Source organism: Urechidicola vernalis (genome assembly GCF_031846385.1).
GTDB lineage: Bacteria > Bacteroidota > Bacteroidia > Flavobacteriales > Flavobacteriaceae > Urechidicola > Urechidicola vernalis.
In genome coordinates this window covers 147,844-167,935 of sequence record NZ_JAVRHV010000004.1, presented here as the reverse complement: position 1 = coordinate 167,935, position 20,092 = coordinate 147,844, and the positions used below count along the sequence as shown (strand labels likewise).

Below are 20,092 nucleotides of genomic sequence, written 5' to 3'. Positions count from 1 at the left end.
ATCTGATTGAAAAGGGAGTTTTCTATTTAACCTTTGAAATGGAAATTTTACTATAAAAAAGTAAGATTAATTTACCTATATTTAATGCACTAAAACAATTGTAATGAATACACTTCAACAAATAAATACACTCAAAGAGCGTATGTCTCAATCCATTATCGGACAAGATAAATTAGTAAGCAGATTAATATTAATTCTTTTAGCGAATGGAAATGTATTGCTAGAGGGGTTACCAGGATTAGCCAAAACAAGGGCCATCAAATCCTTGGCGAAAGAATTAGATTGCGGACTAAGTAGAATTCAATTTACACCAGATTTATTACCATCCGATATTACCGGAACAGAAATTTACCAACCTGAAACTGAAGATAAATTCATCTTTCAACAAGGGCCTATTTTTAACAATTTAATTTTAGCAGATGAGATCAATCGTTCTCCTGCTAAGGTACAATCTGCTTTGCTAGAAGCCATGGAAGAACGACAAGTTTCTGTTGCTGGGAAGACCTATAAAATGGAGCCTTTATTTATGGTAATGGCAACTCAAAACCCAGTAGAACAAGAAGGAACTTATCCTTTACCGGAAGCGCAAATGGATCGATTCTTAATGCACGTTACAATTGATTATCCAGATGACGCTTCTGAATTAGCTATCATGCGATTGAATCGTGGAGAGCAAATGCAATCTAAAAAGAACAAGGAGAAAAAAGAAAAATTATCTCCTCAAATTATTTTTGATGCCCGAGAAGAAATTAACAACGTGACTATCTCAGAAAATATGGAGAAGTACATTGTAGATATTATCTCTGCAACACGTTATCCATCTAAATACAACGAGCAATTAGATAGTTGGTTAGATTTTGGAGGCAGTCCTAGAGCTACAATAGCCATTGATAGGGCCTCTAGAACCCATGCTTGGATGAGCGGAAATGATTTTGTGAGCCCAGATGATGTTAGAGCAGTTGTACATGATTGTTTGCGCCATAGAATTATGTTGAGTTATGAAGCAAATGCCGAAGGAATTTCTGCCGATGAAGTGATTGATGCACTATTGAAACAAGTGGCGGTAATTGCTTAATTCTATAATTTGTTTATGAAAAGATCACTTGAAAATAGCAATCCTATTTTTGTATCACTACAAGACTTATTGTCGAAAGAACACAGCGCCCAAGGGTTTAGTTTTTTAGCGAAAAAGCAAAAAGTACGCAGTGTTTTAGGGGGTAAACACGCTTCTAAATTACGCGGTCGAGGATTGGATTTTGAAGAAGTAAGAAACTATGTGGCTGGTGATGATATCAGAAATATTGATTGGAAGGTGACAGCAAGAACTCAAAAAACACACTCAAGAGTTTATAGTGAAGAAAAAGAAAAACCAACATTGATTGTCGTTGATCAATCTAAGTCTATGTTCTTTGGTACACAAAATAAAATGAAATCTGTAGTTGCGGCCGAATTAGCCGCGTTGACTGCTTTTAGAATTTTAAAAGAAGGAGACAGAGTTGGCGGTGTCGTTTTTGCAGATAACGGTATTGACATTATTTCTCCTAAAAGAAATAGAAAAAACATACTTCGATTTTTTGAACATATCGTTCAACGTAATCACGAGTTGTTAGATTCCACACCTGTGAATCACGCAGAAGCATCTTCTGTTGTATTCAAAAAAATTAGAAATATTGTTACGCATGATTTTCTAATTGTGGTGATTAGTGACTTTAGAAGATACTCTAAGGATGTCATAAAAAACATAGCGCAGATGGCTCAAAACAACGACGTGATTTTAGCAAAGGTATTCGACCCAATGGAGCGTGATATCCCTAAAACTAAAATGGTTATTGGAGATACTAAAAAACAATTAAATGTTGACGGTAAGAACCGAAGTATTCAACAAGAGTTTAGTGAAGGGTTTGATACAGATTTTCAAAATTTTGAGAATGAAATGAAAAAGCATCGCATTCCAGTTTTAAAGTTTGATACTGTTCAGCCGGTAGATGACCAACTAAAAAACATGCTTTCTAGCAAAAAATGATATTGACAAAATCCATATCGAAACTTACGCAAGAAACTCCAGAATTGAAACCAATTATGGAACCAGATCCGATTGAATTTTCTTTTGAAACGGTCGGATGGACTGTTTTGTTATGGGTTCTAATAATTTCAATTCTTGTAATTGCAATTCGCGGTATGCTACTGTATCGTAAAAACAAATACAAAAGAACCGCTTTGAAAAAATTAAAAAAGCTGGCTCCTGATTCATCAGATATCAATCAACAAATTGCCACCCAATTAAAAATAGTAGCAATTCAGTCCTATGGCCGAGGTACAGTTGCGCATTTATCAGGTAAGGATTGGACATCATTTTTACAGTCCAAAACAAAGCATACACAATTTGAGGAACTAGATTCTTTTTTAATGGAGTGCTTATATAAAAACAATACTGATTCAGCGCAAACCAAACAATTTTTAACCTTTTCAAAAAAATGGATTAAAACGCATGCCTGAAAATTTTGAAATAGCATACAAGTTTGTTTTTTGGCTCTTTCCATTGCCATTTTTACTGTATTGGTTATTACCACCATTACGCCTTAAAAGCGCTTCATTATTGCTTCCAGATTTTGATAAGGCTCAAAAATACACAGGTGAAAAAGCGCGAAAATCGGCTGAAATAAAAAGACGAAATATTATTTCTTGGCTATTTTTAATATTGATTTGGGTTTCACTATTAGCGGCCTTGTCATCACCACAAATTGTAGGTAAACCAGAATTAAAAGTAAAAACCTCTCGCAGTTTTTTAGTCGTTGCTGACATCTCGTTTAGCATGGCACAAACCGATTGGCAAATTGATGGTAAGCGTGTACGACGCTGGGAAGCTGTTAAACATGTAATGCACGATTTTATCAAAAAAAGAGAAGGTGACCGAATGGGTCTTATTTTCTTTGGATCAAGCGCTTATGTACAAGCACCATTTACATCAGAATTGGCAACCGTTGATCAATTATTAGAAGAAGCCGATGTTGGTATGGCAGGCCAAATGACCAATATTGGAAAAGCAATTGTAAAAGGAATTGACTTATTTGAACAAGACACCATTCAATCTAAAGTAATGCTCTTACTTTCTGACGGTGTAGATGCCGGTACGGATATACTTCCGTTAGACGCCGCGGATATGGCTAAAAAAGATTCCATTAAAGTATACACTATCGGAATTGGAGATCCAAATGCTCCAGGTTCCGATTTAGATGAAAAAACACTAGAAGAAATATCAGAACTCACCGATGCGCAATATTTCAGAGCTATAGATACGGATAGATTGAATGAAATTTATGAAGAATTAGACAAATTAGAACCTATAGAATACGAAGAGGAATCATACAAACCCACGACGTTTTTATATCATTACCCGTTAGGGTTAGCCATTGGCTTGGCGCTGATACATTCCTTCTTAGCAAGTGCCTTTGCATTTGGAAAACAATTCAAAAAAGATGAACTCAATTAAGGAATTTACACATATCGATTGGGGTCAGTTTCATTTTTTGAGACCGCTATTTTTGTGGCTTCTAATTCCAGTTGTCATCATTCTTATATTGAATTTAATCACCAATAGAAATAGTATTAAATGGAAAAGTACCATTGCTCCTCATCTTAGAAAATATGTAATTCAAAAAGGGAGTGAACATCTTAAAAAATGGATGCAGTTTTTCACCATGCTCACTTTGGCTTTGGCAATTCTAGGTTTGGCAGGTCCAACTTGGAAAGAAGTTGAAGTTCCGGGTAAAATATTAGAAACTCCTGTGGTAATTGCCTTGGACTTATCGCAAAGCATGTTGGCTACGGACATTCAACCCAACAGATTGGAACGCGCTAAATTTAAAATATCAGATTTAATAGATGCAAATCCACGAGCGAGAATCTCCTTAGTTGGTTATGCTGGATCGGCACACACCATTGTTCCGTTAACCAACGATTACAGAATTATAAAATCTCATATCAGTACATTATCTCCTAATGTAATGCCGTTTAGAGGCTCCAATTTACAAGCAGCCTTGGAGGTAACAGACACTATTATAAATGTAACTACTGCGCCTGCAACGCTGATTTTATTTTCTGACGACTTTGATGAAGAAACCTTTAATCTTTTACAAAATTTCGCTACAACCGGAAATACACAGATAGAAATTGTACCTTTTAATACAACAACAGGGGCTGATGTTCCTAATTTTAATGGTCGCGGATTTCTGAAAGAGCAAGGTAAAAACGTGCATTCCTCCTTAAATACTGATATTCTAAATAGATTGGATGCCATTGAAAACATTACGGTGCATGCTTTAACTTTAGATAATTCTGATATGGAATTGTTAGCGAAAAAAATTGCCGACAACATAGAATTTAAAGAACAAGACGAAGAAAAAGAAGACGACTGGGAAGACCATGGATTGGTATTGATCATTCCTTTTGTTTTTATGGTCTTTCTCTCTTTCAGAAAAGGATGGGTACTTTATTCCTTAGTATTTATGATGACATTTTCTTCTTGTTCCTCAGATACTTCTTTTAAAGACTTTTGGTTTACGAAGGACTATCAAGGTCAGCAATTAATCGACAAAGAAGAATACGCCTTGGCGGGAGACACTTTTGACGACCCTCTCCAAAAAGGAGTTGCGTACTATAAAGCGAATGATTACGACGCTGCCATTACCGCGTTTAGTAAGGATACCACCGCTATGGGTGCTTATAATTTAGGTGTTGCCTATTTTGCCAATGGCGATTATGCTGCTGCAGAAATTGCTTTTGGAAATGCCGTTGAATTAGATCCTGATATGGAGAATGCAAAAAGTAATATGCAGGTTTCTCAACATTTGTCAGGGGGTGAAAATGAGGTAAATCCAGAAGATGCAGAAGAAGCCACTGAAAAAGGGCAAGCGCAAAATGAGCAAAATAAAAGCCCTGAAGATTTGAGCGGCGGCGGACAAGAAGCCACCAAAGAGCAAATGGAAAAAGAACGCTTAGAGGAAACCGTAAATACAGATGTTAGAAAAGGAAAGGAATTAGACGAAGTACCGGATAATTTTGAAACAGGAAAACAAGACAATTCACAAAAAGTATTGATGCGAAAAGTAGATGATGATCCTTCTCTTTTCTTAAAGCGAAAATTTAAACATCAAGCCAAAGAGAAAAATCTAAAACAAACTAAAAACATAAAACAATGGTAAAAGGTTTTAGAAAATATACGGCGTTATTAATCTTCTTAATTGGAATCGGCACTTTTGCTCAAGGGCATTTATCTAGTTCTGTTTCATTAAGTAAAAACTCAGTGTATGTTGGCGAACCCGTTCAAGTAACTGTTTCGGTTTTTACTTCTACTTGGTTTACAAAAGGGGTAAACCCTGGGAATATAAAAGTAAATGGTGCCTTTACAGTTTATTTCAGATCTTTAAGTACTTCTAAACAAGTAAATGGAAAAACTTATGCTGGTGTTCAGTTGTATTTCAACGTATTTCCTCATGAAAATGAACCGATCGAATTTCCATCGTTAGAAATTGAAGTTGAAACTCCAGACCCTGGAGGATATAAAGGAGTAAAACATATCGTTAGAACAAATCCAAGAACGATTAACGTAAAATCAATCCCTCCAAATTTTGATGCAGATAGTTGGTTGGTCACAACATGGATGTCAGCAACTGAAAATTGGAAAGGAGATTTAAAAAACGTAAAGGTAGGAGATGTATTGGAGCGCTCCATTTATAGAAATGCCTCAAATACGGTTTCAGAATTGATTCCGCCAGTAAAATGGGATACCATCGCAAACGTGAGTTTGTATCCAACCCGGTCTGAAGTAGCAAATAATAAAACAAAAACAGCTATCAGCGCAACTCGAACTGAAGGTGTTCGATATCTATTTGAAAAAGAAGGTGAAATTATAATTCCAAAAAAGGAATTGACTTGGTACAATCCGTATAAAAAGAAACTTTATAAAAAAACGCTACCAGAAGTTGTTATAAACGTGCAAGCAAATCCAGATTTAGGCATGTTGGCTTCGGTAAAAGAGCAATTAGAAAAGGATAAATCCACCGCAGAATCAGAAGAGCAGAGCGCTATTACTGTTTTGGGATTATCATTGAAACAATTCTCTTTGTATCTGCTCATTGGAATTATTTTAGTGTACGTTTTAATAAAACTAATCAAAGTTTCACTCAAGATTCACAACAAAAGAAAAGCGGACTATTTACAATCTGAAAAGTATTATTTCGATGTATTCATAAAGTCAATTCCATCAAAGTCAGCAAAAGAAATTTTACCAAAACTATATAGATGGATTGATGAACTACCTCTAGAAAATTCTACAACATCGAATTTAAGAGGGCATATACAAAGTTCAAATTTGACTTCAGAAATTGATAAGGTTGGAATTACTACTGTCAGTCTAAACTTAAATAAAACACTTTGGAGGCAAATAAGAAAGCAGGTTTTAGACAAAAGTTCTACGAACGAAAAAGTAATACAACCCAACTGGATCAATCCATAACTTTTCTATAACTATAAATTAAAATCCACAAATTGTAGTTCCATTTAATTTTCATTATTTTTGAGTTAGAAAAAAATTGCAACCCTCTATGACTTTTACTTAGATCAATTTCCTGTTATGAGGTTATTGAGTATTGCAGATTATTAACTTTAATGCTTATTTATGAAAACAAAATCTACACAGAATTTTAAATCTATTGTATTTGCTTCCTTACTCTTTTTAGTCGGAGCAATTGCAAATGCCCAAACAGAAAAACCAAATGTCTTGGTGATTTGGGGAGATGATATTGGTTGGGACAATATTAGTGCTTATAACCACGGAATGATGGGTTATCAAACACCAAACATTGACCGTATAGCTAATGAAGGCGCCATGTTTACAGATTGGTATTCGCAACAATCCTGTACTGCTGGTAGAGCCGCATTTATTTTAGGGCAACATCCTTTTAGAACGGGGTTGTTAACCATTGGTATGCCAGGTGCAAAACAAGGAATCCAAGACAATCAACCTACAATAGCAGAATTATTAAAACCACACGGTTATACTTCTGGGCAGTTTGGAAAAAATCACTTGGGTGATAGAGATGAGCACTTACCAACAAATCATGGTTTTGATGAATTCTTCGGAAACTTATACCACTTAAATGCTGAGGAAGAGCCAGAAACATATTATTACCCAAAAGACCCAGAGTTCCATAAGAAATTTGGACCAAGAGGTGTGATTCATTCTTACTCTGATGGTAAAATTGAAGATACGGGACCTTTAACAAGAAAGCGTATGGAGACTGCAGATGATGAATTTACAGATGCTGCAATTGCCTTTATAGAGAAAGCACATGCAAACAAGCAACCTTTCTTTGTTTGGTTGAGCGCAACACGTATGCACGTTTGGACGCATTTAAAGGAAGAGAGCCAAGGTGTAACTGGAATTGGATTGTATCCTGATGGAATGGTAGAACATGACAAATCAATTGGACGTGTTCTTACAAGACTAGAGGAACTAGGAATTATTGACAACACCATCATCATGTATTCTACAGATAATGGTGCTGAGAAATTCACTTGGCCTGATGGCGGAACAACTCCGTTTAAAGGGGAAAAAGGAACTACTTGGGAAGGTGGATTTAGAGCACCATGTGCTATCCGTTGGCCAGGAGTTATCAAACCAGGAACAAAAGAAAATGGTATTTTCTCTCACGAAGATATGCTACCTACAATTTTAGCTGCTGCTGGTGATTCTAATATCAAAGAAAAATTATTAAATGGTCATTCTGCTAATGGAAAAGACTTCAAAGTACATTTAGATGGTTACAATATGATGCCTTATTTAAAGGGAGATGTTGCTGAATCGCCAAGAAATGAAATTTTCTACTTCGATGCTGGTGGTAACTTAAATGCCTTGCGTTATAAAGATTGGAAATTACACTTTACTATAATGGAAGGCGCCATTAACGAAGCTTATAGAAAAACACCATCTTGGCCAATCTTGATTAACTTAAGAGCCGATCCGTTTGAAGTATCTATGGAGTCTGCCTTATACATTCGTTGGTTTGCAGATAATATGTGGACATTTGTTCCCGCACAAGCTTATGTTGGGAAATTCTTAGAAACCTTTAAAGAATTCCCTCCTGTTCAAGGAAGTTCTCTTGGAGTGGACAAAGTCGTTCAATCTCTAAGTGTTAAACCACAGAATTAAAAAATAAATTGTAACTTAAGAAGTCGCAGACTGCGACTTCTTTTTTCTAATTAAAACAAACTACTATGAAACAAACATCTATTCTGGGAGTACTTTTTTTAATGAGTATTTCAATTTTTGCACAAGACAAACCTAACATCCTCGTCATATGGGGAGACGATATTGGGCAGTCTAATATCAGTGCCTACACAATGGGGTTGATGGGGTACCAAACTCCAAATATTGATCGTGTTGCTAAAGAAGGTATGATATTTACAGATTATTATTCTGAGCAATCTTGTACTGCAGGTCGTTCTTCATTTATTATGGGTCAAAGTGTTTTTAGAACAGGATTAAGCAAAGTTGGTTTACCAGGAGCAAAAGAAGGTATTTCTTCTGAGGACCCAACTATTGCAGAATTACTAAAACCATTAGGCTATAGAACAGGACAATTCGGAAAAAACCATTTAGGTGATCGTGATGAGCACTTACCAACCAATCATGGATTTGATGAGTTCTTTGGAAATCTATACCACTTAAATGCTGAAGAGGAGCCAGAAAATGAAGATTATCCAGATCCAGCAAAATATCCAGACTTCAGAAAAAAATATGGACCAAGAGGGGTAATTCACTCTTATTCGGATGGAAAAATTGAAGATACAGGACCTTTGACTAAAAAGAGAATGGAAACTGTAGATGATGAAACTATTGCTGCAGCAAAAGTATTTATAAGAAATGCTGTTAAATCTGGAGAGCCATTTTTTGTTTGGTGGAACGGAACTAGAATGCATTTTAGAACACATGTAAAAGAAGAACATAAGGGAATATCTGGTCAAGACGTTTATGGAGACGGGATGGTTGAGCATGACATGCATGTTGGAGAATTATTGGATTTATTAGATGAATTAGGTGTTACCGATAATACAATTGTACAGTACGGAACAGATAACGGGCCACATAAAAACACTTGGCCAGATGCTGCATCTTCTCCTTTTAGAAGTGAAAAAAACACCAACTGGGAAGGTGGCTGGAGAACGCCATCTATGATTCGTTGGCCTGGACAAATTGAGGCGGGATCAGTTTCTAACACTATCATATCTGGTATGGATTGGTTGCCAACATTTTTGGCTGCCGCCGGAAATGAAAATGTAAAGGATGAATTGCTTAAAGGAAAAACGATTGATGGGAAAACATTTAAAGTACATTTAGACGGTTACAATATGTTACCGCATATTACGGGTAAAGAAAAAGAAGGCAGAAGACACGAAATCTTTTATTTTTCTGATGATGGTGATTTAACTGCTATGCGATATGACGATTGGAAATTAATTTTCATGGAGCAAAGAATGGATGGAACCCTAGGGTTATGGGCTAACCCATTTACTCCTTTAAGAATTCCTTTAATTCTTAATTTAAGAAGAGACCCTTATGAAATTGCACCTATAACTTCTAACACCTATTATGACTGGTTGTTGGACAGGGCCTATTTATTAGTACCGGCACAAGATATTGTTGGTCAATTTTTAATGACTTTTAAAGACTACCCTCCAAGAATGAAGGCGGCAAGTTTTAGTTTGGAAAAAGTAATGGAAAAATTAGCTAGCCCCGGTGAACATTAAAATATAAATCAAAAACTATGAAACATATAAAACAAATATCAATTTTAGGAATGCTTCTTTTATTAAGCATCTCTGTCTTTGCACAAGACAAACCAAACATCCTTGTGATATGGGGAGATGATATTGGATGGTCTAACCCAAGTATTTACAATATGGGAATGATGGGTTATAAAACTCCAAACATTGATAAAATTGGAAAAGACGGTATTGTATTTACCGATTACTATTCCCAACAATCTTGTACCGCAGGTAGGTCTGCATTTATAACGGGACAATCTCCTTATAGAACTGGATTAACCAAAGTTGGTTTACCTGGTGCTAAAGAGGGATTAAATATTTTAGACCCGACAATTGCGGGGCTACTTAAAAATCACGGTTATGCAACGGGTCAATTTGGAAAAAATCATTTAGGTGATTTGGACGAGCATTTACCTACCAATCATGGTTTTGATGAGTTTTTAGGGAACCTCTACCATTTAAATGCAGAAGAAGAACCTGAGCATCCTGATTACCCTGAAGGTGCTGAATTTAAGAAAAAATTCGGTCCGAGGGGCGTGATTAAATCGTCATCAGATGGTAAAATTGAAGATACAGGGCCATTGACTAAGAAAAGAATGGAAACTGTAGATCATGAAACAAAAGATGCTGCCATTGCCTTTATGAAAAAATCTGCTGGAGAAGGAAAACCGTTTTTTACATGGTATAATTCTACAAGAATGCATGTTTGGACACATTTACAAGATAAGTATAAAGAAAAAACTGGACTAGGTGTATATGCTGACGGTATGGTCGAATTGGATGATATCGTAGGAGAATTAACCGCTACTTTAGATGAATTAGGCATTGAAGAAAATACCATAGTAATTTTCGGAACAGACAATGGTGCAGAAATTATTTTTTGGCCGGATGGAGGGATGACACCTTTTAGAGGTGAAAAAGCGACTACTTGGGAAGGTGGATTTAGAGCTCCTTGTTTAATTAAATGGCCAGCAAAAATTAAACCAGGACAAGTTAGTAATGCTATTATTTCTGGAGAAGATTGGCTACCTACTTTTTTAGCCGCAGCTGGAGAATCTGATGTGAAAGAGAAATTATTAACAGGACATTCTGCAATGGGAAGAGACTATAAAGTACATTTAGATGGTTATAATTTCTTACCGTATTTAACAGGAGAAACTGATGAAAGTCCCAGAAATGAAATTTTCTATTTTGACGATGATGGAAGTTTAAATGCATTCAGATATAAAAGATGGAAAATGCACTTTAAAATTCAAGAAAACCATGGATTTAATGTATGGCAAAAAAAATATACCGAATTAAGGTTCCCAATGCTTATGGATTTATATGGTGACCCTTTTGAAAGAGCACAACATGATTCTGAAGATTATAATCATTGGTTGGCAGAACGTATGTTTATGTTAGTTCCTGCTCAAGCAAAAATTGCTGAGTTTTTATCAACATTTAAGGAGTTCCCACAACGACAAGAAGTAGGAAGTTTCAGTTTAGATAAAGTTTTAGAGCAAATGCAAAGTGCTAAAAAGAATTAATTCCATTATAATTTTATCAAAACCAGTTATTTATTAATTTAGATAACTGGTTTTTAATTTCAATTGATATGAAAAATATAATTTACTCATCATTCGCCATCCTTTTTATTAGTTTCACTTCTTGCACAACAAGTGTAAATGCTGATATTGATTCAAAAACAACAACTCCATTACCAAGTTGGAACGATGTGGCTTCAAAAAAAGCCATCCTTAATTATGTTAATGATATTACCAATAAAGAAAGTAAGAACTTTATTCCAGTTGTAGATAGAATTGCTACATTTGATAATGATGGAAATCTTTGGTCAGAGCAACCTGCCTATTTCCAATTGTTCTTTGCAATAGACAGAGTGAAAGCTTTGGCTTCCGAACATCCAGAATGGAAAGATCAACAACCATTTAAAGCCGTTTTGGAAGATGATATGCCTGCTTTATTAAAACAGGGTGAACATGGATTGATTGAATTGGTTATGGCAACTCATGGAGGAATTACCACAGATGAATTTGAAGAAGATGTAAAACAATGGTTGGCAACTGCCAAGCATCCGAGATTTGACAAACCTTACAATGCATTGGTATATCAACCAATGCTCGAATTGTTAGATTATTTGCGTGCCAATGATTTTAAATGTTTTATCGTTTCTGGAGGTGGTATTGAATTTATGCGTCCTTGGTCGGAAGAAGTGTATGGCATACCACAAGATCAGGTTGTGGGATCTAGCATTGTAACCGAGTTTGATTACAACAACGGAAACCCTGTAATTAGACGTTTGCCAAAAATGAACTTTATTGATGACAAAGGAGGGAAACCAGTTGGTATAAACAGATATATTGGTCGTAAACCTGTTTTTGCTTCGGGTAACTCTGATGGTGATTTACAAATGCTACAATGGACGGATTCTAATTCTTATAAAAGTTTCCAATTATATCTACATCACACCGATGCCGAACGCGAATGGGCCTATGATAGAGATTCGCACATTGGTCGTTTAGACAAAGGTTTGGATGAGGCTCAAGAAAAAGGATGGACAATTATTGATATGAAAAATGATTGGAAAGTGATATATCCGCATGATTTGGAATAACCAATTTTAAAATCAATATTTTTGTACTACTAAAAACTAAAACTATGAAAAAATCAATCTACTTATTTATCGCCGGTCTATTTCTAATTTCTTTTTCTGTACAAGCACAAAAATTTGAAATTACACCGCAGTATGGGTATCAGGTTGGAGCCAAATACCATTACTATGGAGGTTATGTGAAGATGACTGATTCAGATCAATATGGAATTACGGTAAATATGGAAATAAGTCCAGATGTTGAAGCTGAATTCTTTTGGGCGCAGCAAAATGCAAGTATTAGAACTGAAGATTATCAATATTTTCCAATAGAAGTTCATATTACAGATATCCAAGCAAATCACTTTCAACTAGGTGCTATACATTCCTTTGGCTACGGAGATGCTAAGCCATTTGCCGGAGCATCATTGGGATGGACATCTTTCAATCCAGATGACTCGTCTTATAGTTCTAATACCAAATTTACTATTGGTATTTCTGGTGGGTTGCGTTATTATTTCTCAAAAAGACTTGGATTTAGATTACAAGGACAGTTGCTTATGCCTATTCAATGGGGTAGTATTTATATTGGTCCAGGAGGGGGTGCAGTTTCGACTGGTGGAAGTTTATTACAACTAAATTTTACAGGCGGTTTAATTTTTGGCTTAGGTAAATAAATTTTAATTTTGCTCCTTCAAAATCAACAACATTATTATGAAAAAAATCACCATCCTATTTATTGCCTTTCTTATAGGCACACATACTTATTCTCAATCATTAACAGAATTGTATGATTTAGTTCATTCATCTGTTGTTGTTATAAAAACAATTAGTTCAGAAAGTGCAGGATTAGGAGATAAGCAAAAAGTAAAAACATCTGAAGGATTAGGTTCAGGAGTTTTGGTTTCTTATAATGGACTTATTTGGACTGCATCGCACGTAGTACACAATGCTGAAAAGGTGATGGTAAAGTTTCCAGATGGAGATGTTTACGAAGCAGATGTATTAAGTTCAAGTCCTATGGCAGATGTGGCATTGATTAAAATTAATTCTTTATTCGATTTAAAGAAAAAGCACATCGCCCAAATTGGAAATTCTGATGATGTGAAAATTGGCGAAGATGTTTTTGTTATAGGAACTCCATTAGGGATTGAACAAACACTTTCTAGAGGAATCGTAAGTGGTAAAATGGCAAAGGAAGGATTAAATGATGATTTTTTACCAGTAGAATTTATTCAAACAGATGCTGCAATTAACCCTGGTAATTCAGGTGGGCCTATGTTTAATATGAATGGTGAGGTTATCGCTATTGCTAGTTTTATCATGTCACAATCGGGTGGTTTTGATGGTATTGGATTCGGAGCTTCTTCTAACGTAGCGCAAAAAATATTAATGGACCAACCAAATATTTGGTCTGGGATGGAATTTGTTTTATTACAAAATGAATTGGCCGATATTTTTAATATTCCGCAAGATGCCGGAGTCTTAGTTCAAACTGTGGCTTCTAAAGGATTGGGAGATAAATTAGGATTGACCGGGGGTTATATAAATGCTACAATTGAAGGAAAACCATTATTGGTTGGTGGAGATATTTTATTAGAAATAGCAGGAGTGAAACTTGATAGTGAAGAAGCTATAATCTCTTTACGTGAGAAAATAGTGACACTGCAAGAAGGAGGTTCTTATACTGTAAAATATTTAAGAGCTGGTAAAATAATTACCAAAGAAGTCTCTAATTAGTTCCTCGTAATCTATTATAAATCTGCTGATAATTCTGATTATTAGGAGCAATTCTTAACAACAACTCACAAGTTTTAATTGCGTTTGCATTGTTCGTATTCATTTCGGCAATCAATTTAACGTATAATAAGCGCTCATTATTTGGCATTAAATCCAAGCCGTCGCGTACAATTTCTAGAGATTTATTATACTTATTTTCTTGTTGCAACATCAAGGCGTAATTGTAAAATGCATTTGGATTTACAGGTTGTTTTCCTAAACTTTGTTCCATGTATTCCATAGATTTCTGAATATTACCCGTTTCATTATATAATAAGCCAAGCATATAATAAGAGTACCCAAATTCAGGTTCTTGCTCAACCACTTTTAAATACAACGCTTCACTTTCTTTTACTTTATCTTGTTGGTAATACAGCAAGGCCAAATTCATACGAGAACGGTTGTTAAACCTGTCAATTTTTACAGCTCTCTCGTATGATTTAATCGCTTCTATTTCTTTCCCTTTTGCTTGATAATACAATCCTATTTGATGCTGACCCGTTGAAAAATCTGCATTAATATTCATCGATTCTAAAAATTCTTTATTTGCCTTTTTAAAATTAGGGTTGGCACTAATATCAATCCCCATCATGTTAAAATATTGCGCTGTAGAAATACGAACCAACCTTACTGAATCTTGGAGCATCGCAGCTATATTTGGAGACATTTCTGAATTATTCAATACTTCCATTCCTCTAACTACTTCATTTCTTACCGTTGACGAAGAATCATTTAAATACCCTACCAACTTTTGAATTTGCTGTGTATTTAATGGATAACTAGCATACCTATTTACCGCAGTTGCTCTTGCAATATCAGGATAATTATCATTTGCCATTAAATATTCATACGCAGATAAATCTCCATGCGCTCCTTTTAATAAATAATCTGAAAAATGATCTGCTCTTTCTGTCCCAAATTTCTCTATAACCACATCTGCTGCCCATTGTGCCGTTTTATCGTCATGACATCCGGTGCAGGAGTTTGGCACACCATAGGCTACCGTTTGATCTGGTCTAGGTACTCTAAAACTATGATCACGTCTAAAATCATTACCCATATATGTTTTACCAGGCATATGACAGTTTATACATTGAGCACCATTTGAACCTACACCATGAAAATGATGAGATGGTTCATTATAATTGGGCGTATGGCATTGCATGCATAAATCATTGCCTTCCTTCTTTAATTTTAAAGTATGCACATCATGACAGTCTTTACAAGACACACCATTGTGATACATTTTACTTTGAATAAAAGAACCATACACATAATCCTCATCGCGTATTTGACCATCCAATTCATATATAGGGTCAATTAACATACTTTGTGCATAATGGTCTTCGAATTTCCCTTTATAATCAAAATACTTTGTTAACTGACTTCTTCTAGAATGGCATCGCGCACATTTATCTACGAGTTCTGTTGAAGTCATTTCGGAGTTCATATAAATACTCGGTGGATGGTATTCGTCTGTCGGATTTTCATAAAACGAAACATGCGAACTTGAAGGGCCATGACAGGCCTCACAACTCACATCTATTTCGCTAAAAGTAGTTTTATAAGAATCCGTTTTACTCGAATAATTTTTCTGAAGATTTGTGGAATGGCAATCAGCACACATGGTGTTCCAACTCATAGCACTACCCGTCCAATGTAGTCTATCTCCATGATTGATATCTACTTGATCGTTCAGCGTAAACCATTCATTTTTAACTGAATCCCATGCAGTACTTAAGCATTGGTATTCTCCGTTTTCGAACTTTATTAAATATTGCTGTAAGGGGGTTACTCCAAAAACATACTCAATTTTATAATCTGAAAAAGAACCATCTAAACCCTGTGTATTTACATAATAGCCATCATCCTTTTTAAAAAAAGTACTGGTTATATCTTGATGCGTAATTCTAGAATTATCAAAATTCCCTAAAACGGTCGAGTCATTTGCTACATCCATGGCCAAATCATGATGCGATCCTTGCCATTTATTAAATGTTTCTTGATGACAAGATTTACAGGTTTCTGACCCTACAAAACTTGCTTCAACAATTTTACCATCTTTAATCTCTGTATATTCTGTCTTTTCACTCGAACCACAAGACACCAGCAAAAAAACAAGTAAGCCAAAAAGACTTACTTGTTTTTTATGTAATGCTATATGTTCTAAATTATTTTTTAGGGTCATTCTTTCTAATACATTCTTCTATTCGACCCAAATATAAAATTATAATACCAATGCTAATAACAATAAGATTAGTTATTTATTAATAACAAGGCTAATACAGCAAAATGATCGGAGTAATATTTCAAATCTTTAGAATCCGTTAAAACAGCATGCTTCATAACTTTTATGTTCTCTGTATTTGAAACAAAAATATAATCAATTCTAGGGCCTACTTCTTCTTTAAACTTAAAGCCATTAAAAGTGCCATAGGACCCGAAAGCTGGAGTTTTACTCAATTCATAAGAATCTAACATAAAATTCTTTAATTTTGAAATCACCTTACTATTAGGCTCTACATTTAAATCACCCATAAAAACAACTGGTAGGTTGTCTGAATTCATTTCTTCAATTTTTGCTTCAATCATGTCAATTGCTTTTAAACGAGACTCCCCTCCTATATGATCAAAATGCGTATTGAACACCCAAAATTTCTTTCCGGATTCTTTTTCTTTAAACAAGCCATAGGTACAAATTCTAGGCAATGCAGCGTCCCAATTTTTAGAAGGTTTATCGGGTGTTAGAGACAACCAGAAGGTACTAGATTCTAAAACTTCAAAATCATTTTTTTTATAGAAAATCGCCGACTGCTCTCCTTTTCCTTCACCATATCTTCCAATACCAAAATGTTCATACTCGGCTAATTCTTCATCCAAATATGCTGATTGATGTGGAAGTCCTTCTTGAATTCCGAATATTGAAGGTTCATAAAATTGTATTTGATTTACCAATCCTTTTTTTCTATTTGGCCATGCATTTTCACCATCTGAGGCAACATCTAATCGAATATTATACGTCATTACAGAAATGGTTGCTTCTTGACTGAACCCGAGCACTCCCAACATTAAAACAACTATAACTAAACTTATCTTTTTCATCTTAAAACGTGTAGTTTAAATTTAAATGAACCAATCTTGCTTGCACTGGAGTTACAATAAAATCAGCGTTTGGATTATTGTTAATATATTCTTTGGTTGCATCATCTTTACTCGCTCCGAAGGAATTAGGTCCATAAAAATTTAATAAACCTTCTGATGCAAAAGCATTTTTAACATGAAGTCCAACATTAAATTGAGAGGTAAATTTATATACAGCACCAAAATTAAAAACACTATAGGAAGGCAATTGAAAAGCGTTGGCAATATTACCTTCACGCTCTCCCATAAAACGCCAATCGGCATAAACCGCTGTTTTGTTCCAAGTATACTCAGGAGTTAAATTGAACATAACACTTGGGTTAAACGGCAATTTGTTTCCGTTATAAGCAATAATTTCATCGTCACCAGTATCAACAGTTCCGTTCGCATTATACACTGTAAAATCTTTCGCTTTTGCATTTTGTAAAGTTCCGTTGAATCGCACATTAAAATCGGCTGTAGGATGATAGATACTTTCTATTTCTAGTCCAAAAGTTTCAGTACTATTAAATTGCATTGGTGTGTAAAATATCCCATTGGTATCCTCATCAAAAACAAAAGTACTAAACCCTACATTACTCAATTCACTATAAAAAAGTGTAGGAATTATTGTCAGTGACTTACTATTAAATTTAATTCCTGCTTCTGCTTGTGTAACTTGTTGACTTGGTCCTTTTTCATTAATTGGAACATTTGAAAAATTATCGAAATAATAATCGAGTTCAGGCGCTTTTTCTCCGTTAGAGAATCTTCCAAAAAGATTGAAATTTTGATTAAACTCATAATTAACTCCTAACGAATAGGAAAAATTATTGTAATTATAATCGAACTCATCTTTTTCCCCTGTCGGAATTAAAATTCCATTGTCATAATCTGTTAACGGATTCCCATCATAACCTCCATCTTTCATTAACGGCGCCCCTCTATCCTTAGAACCAAAATGAACAATAGAGTTCCAACGAAGACCTGCATCAATCATCAATTTATCATTTACTTTCCATTGATCTTGAACGAACAAATGCAATTGATTTACATTTGCTTCTCCTTTTCCATAAAATAATCCTCCATAATTACTGTATCCATTTTCATCCGAAAGTTGAACAATTGGGGCTCCTGGATTTTCAATTCGAGCGGTCATGGCTGTTGGCTCTGCTGCATATGAAGCATAGGCAAAACTTGCTCTTGTTAATGTACTAATATTAGTATTTGCAATAAAAACACCTCCGTTTAAAATATGGTCATTCAGGTCTCCTCGAAACGATAATTGATTCATAAACTCATCGCTATGATCGTCTTTGTACCATGCTCCTACACCTAAAACAGCATCATTAGCTATTGTTCCATCGGTTAAATAATCAAAACTTGGTGGGTCTCCAAAAATACCAGCATTATTAACTCTAGCCATTTCTTGGCCTGTTTCTGCGTTGTCAAAAATTACTTGGCCCACTGGAAATCCAGCCCCACTAATAAAATATGGCAGGAAGCCATTTAAAGGTAATTTTGCGCTTGACAAACTTGTTTGCCAATTAGCTGACTTTGAAGAATACCGCATATGATTTACTACTTTCCAATTTTCTGAAACCTCAGATTCAAATAAAAACCCACCCGTAATATCTTTTGTATGAATTCCGTTTGATGGGTCAAATTCGTAATATCCTCCAACTCCATCAGGAATCATACTATTTGAATTTGAAATTAATTGCGCCGTAGATTTAAAATATTGGTCATAAGCCGCTTCTGGATTTTCCCAATTATTTGCCGTTACACCAGTCGTTCTATTCACCTGATCATCCAAATATTTTCCGTACAACTCTACTTTCCCTTTTTCAAATGTATAACTTGTTCGTAATTTTAATTGACCTCCATTAGCCATGTTAAAGTCAATGTTCTTGTTTCCCTGATCTAAACGATGAGAGACACCAACACTATATCCAAACTTATCGCTTAAAGGTCCTGAAATTGTGGCATCAATCTTATTGTAAAAATTACCATTATTATGTACGCCTGTATTTAATGAAATTGCTCCTTGCTGAATTTTACTTATTGGGTTTGATATGAAATTAAAGACCCCTCCAGGTGTATTCATTCCGGAAATTGCTGCTGAACCTCCTCGAACCACTTCAACTCTTTTAATAGAGTTATCTATTCTATGAAATAAATCTGGTGAAAATGATGAAAATTGGACTGCCGAAACTGGCAAACCATCTTCATGTAATCCTACATAATACCAACCTAAATCATCTTCTGCCGAAATGGAAATTCCACGAGTGTAAACCCTTGTAAATACTTCTCCTGCTGAAGCATCAACGTACACTCCAGGTGTTCTTTCTAACAAGGCTGCACTTCCGGAAACACCGAATGTTGATATCTCCTTAGGTCCAATTGTACTTATAGGGACGCTCAAATTTTTATTTGAAATAGGAATTAGAGTTCCTGTAACGACAACCTCTTCTAAATTTAAATAATCTTTATCTAAAACAATCTGAAGAGCGCCCTCAATTTCAGCCACCAAAATTGTAAATGATTTATATCCTAAAAAAGAAATTTGTAACATCCCATTTACATTCAAGTTTTCTAATGAAAAATTACCGTCAATATCTGATACAGTGGCAACTGACGATCCCAAGATACTTACATGAGCACCTTTCAATGGATCTCCCGATTTAGACAATATCTTACCTGATATTATTTGAGCAAAAAGTGTGCTGCCTAGAAATAAAAAAAATAGCAAAAAGTAGTGTTTCATGAAACTTAAAA

General features: G+C 35.1%; 15 protein-coding genes. 12 read left to right on the top strand and 3 right to left on the bottom strand.

Going from position 1 to position 20,092, the window contains the following annotated elements; translation table 11 throughout:
* Window positions 1-103 precede the first annotated feature (103 nt).
* From RM519_RS09375 to RM519_RS09320, 12 genes are all read left to right on the top strand, one after another.
* Window positions 104-1,075 carry an AAA family ATPase gene (locus tag RM519_RS09375; protein ID WP_311593471.1) on the top strand — a complete coding sequence of 324 codons (972 nt, stop codon included), beginning with the start codon at window positions 104-106 and terminating at the stop codon, window positions 1,073-1,075.
* 15 nt (window positions 1,076-1,090) lie between these two features.
* Window positions 1,091-2,023, top strand: a complete 933-nt coding sequence (locus tag RM519_RS09370; protein WP_311593470.1) for a DUF58 domain-containing protein — start codon at window positions 1,091-1,093, stop codon at window positions 2,021-2,023.
* Complete coding sequence (locus RM519_RS09365; RefSeq protein WP_311593469.1) at window positions 2,020-2,496, top strand: DUF4381 domain-containing protein; 477 nt, start codon at window positions 2,020-2,022, stop codon at window positions 2,494-2,496. Before RM519_RS09370 ends, RM519_RS09365 begins: the two co-directional genes overlap by 4 nt.
* Window positions 2,489-3,490: a VWA domain-containing protein gene (locus RM519_RS09360; RefSeq protein WP_311593468.1), complete on the top strand. Its 1,002-nt coding sequence runs from the start codon at window positions 2,489-2,491 to the stop codon at window positions 3,488-3,490. The genes RM519_RS09365 and RM519_RS09360 overlap by 8 nt, the downstream gene beginning before the upstream one ends.
* Window positions 3,477-5,201: a VWA domain-containing protein gene (locus RM519_RS09355; RefSeq protein WP_311593466.1), complete on the top strand. Its 1,725-nt coding sequence runs from the start codon at window positions 3,477-3,479 to the stop codon at window positions 5,199-5,201. Before RM519_RS09360 ends, RM519_RS09355 begins: the two co-directional genes overlap by 14 nt.
* Window positions 5,195-6,514, top strand: coding sequence for a BatD family protein (locus RM519_RS09350; RefSeq protein ID WP_311593465.1), 1,320 nt, complete (start codon window positions 5,195-5,197; stop codon window positions 6,512-6,514). Before RM519_RS09355 ends, RM519_RS09350 begins: the two co-directional genes overlap by 7 nt.
* Before the next feature lie 162 nt (window positions 6,515-6,676).
* Window positions 6,677-8,209, top strand: coding sequence for an arylsulfatase (locus RM519_RS09345; RefSeq protein WP_311593464.1), 1,533 nt, complete (start codon window positions 6,677-6,679; stop codon window positions 8,207-8,209).
* 65 nt (window positions 8,210-8,274) lie between these two features.
* On the top strand, window positions 8,275-9,807 hold the full coding sequence (locus tag RM519_RS09340) for an arylsulfatase (protein ID WP_311593463.1): 1,533 nt from the start codon (window positions 8,275-8,277) through the stop codon (window positions 9,805-9,807).
* Window positions 9,808-9,824: 17 nt separating this feature from the next.
* Window positions 9,825-11,354 (top strand): arylsulfatase, encoded by a 1,530-nt coding sequence (locus RM519_RS09335; protein WP_311593462.1) that lies wholly within the window; start codon window positions 9,825-9,827, stop codon window positions 11,352-11,354.
* A gap of 68 nt (window positions 11,355-11,422) precedes the next feature.
* Window positions 11,423-12,439 carry an HAD family hydrolase gene (locus tag RM519_RS09330; RefSeq protein ID WP_311593461.1) on the top strand — a complete coding sequence of 339 codons (1,017 nt, stop codon included), beginning with the start codon at window positions 11,423-11,425 and terminating at the stop codon, window positions 12,437-12,439.
* A 44-nt stretch (window positions 12,440-12,483) separates the two neighbouring features.
* Window positions 12,484-13,092 carry an outer membrane beta-barrel protein gene (locus tag RM519_RS09325; RefSeq protein ID WP_311593460.1) on the top strand — a complete coding sequence of 203 codons (609 nt, stop codon included), beginning with the start codon at window positions 12,484-12,486 and terminating at the stop codon, window positions 13,090-13,092.
* A 37-nt stretch (window positions 13,093-13,129) separates the two neighbouring features.
* The gene (locus tag RM519_RS09320) at window positions 13,130-14,155 is read left to right on the top strand and encodes a S1C family serine protease (protein WP_311593459.1); all 1,026 of its coding nucleotides are present in this window, start codon (window positions 13,130-13,132) and stop codon (window positions 14,153-14,155) included.
* Here RM519_RS09320 and RM519_RS09315 read toward each other — a convergent pair.
* The 3 genes from RM519_RS09315 to RM519_RS09305 form a co-directional block, all read right to left on the bottom strand.
* On the bottom strand, window positions 14,148-16,382 hold the full coding sequence (locus tag RM519_RS09315) for a multiheme c-type cytochrome (RefSeq protein WP_311593458.1): 2,235 nt from the start codon (window positions 16,380-16,382) through the stop codon (window positions 14,148-14,150). The two genes, RM519_RS09320 and RM519_RS09315, sit on opposite strands and share 8 nt — an antisense overlap.
* 68 nt (window positions 16,383-16,450) lie before the next feature.
* Window positions 16,451-17,296, bottom strand: a complete 846-nt coding sequence (locus tag RM519_RS09310; protein ID WP_311593457.1) for an endonuclease/exonuclease/phosphatase family protein — start codon at window positions 17,294-17,296, stop codon at window positions 16,451-16,453.
* Between the two features lies 1 nt (window position 17,297).
* Window positions 17,298-20,081, bottom strand: a complete 2,784-nt coding sequence (locus tag RM519_RS09305; protein WP_311593456.1) for a TonB-dependent receptor — start codon at window positions 20,079-20,081, stop codon at window positions 17,298-17,300.
* Window positions 20,082-20,092: the final 11 nt, after the last annotated feature.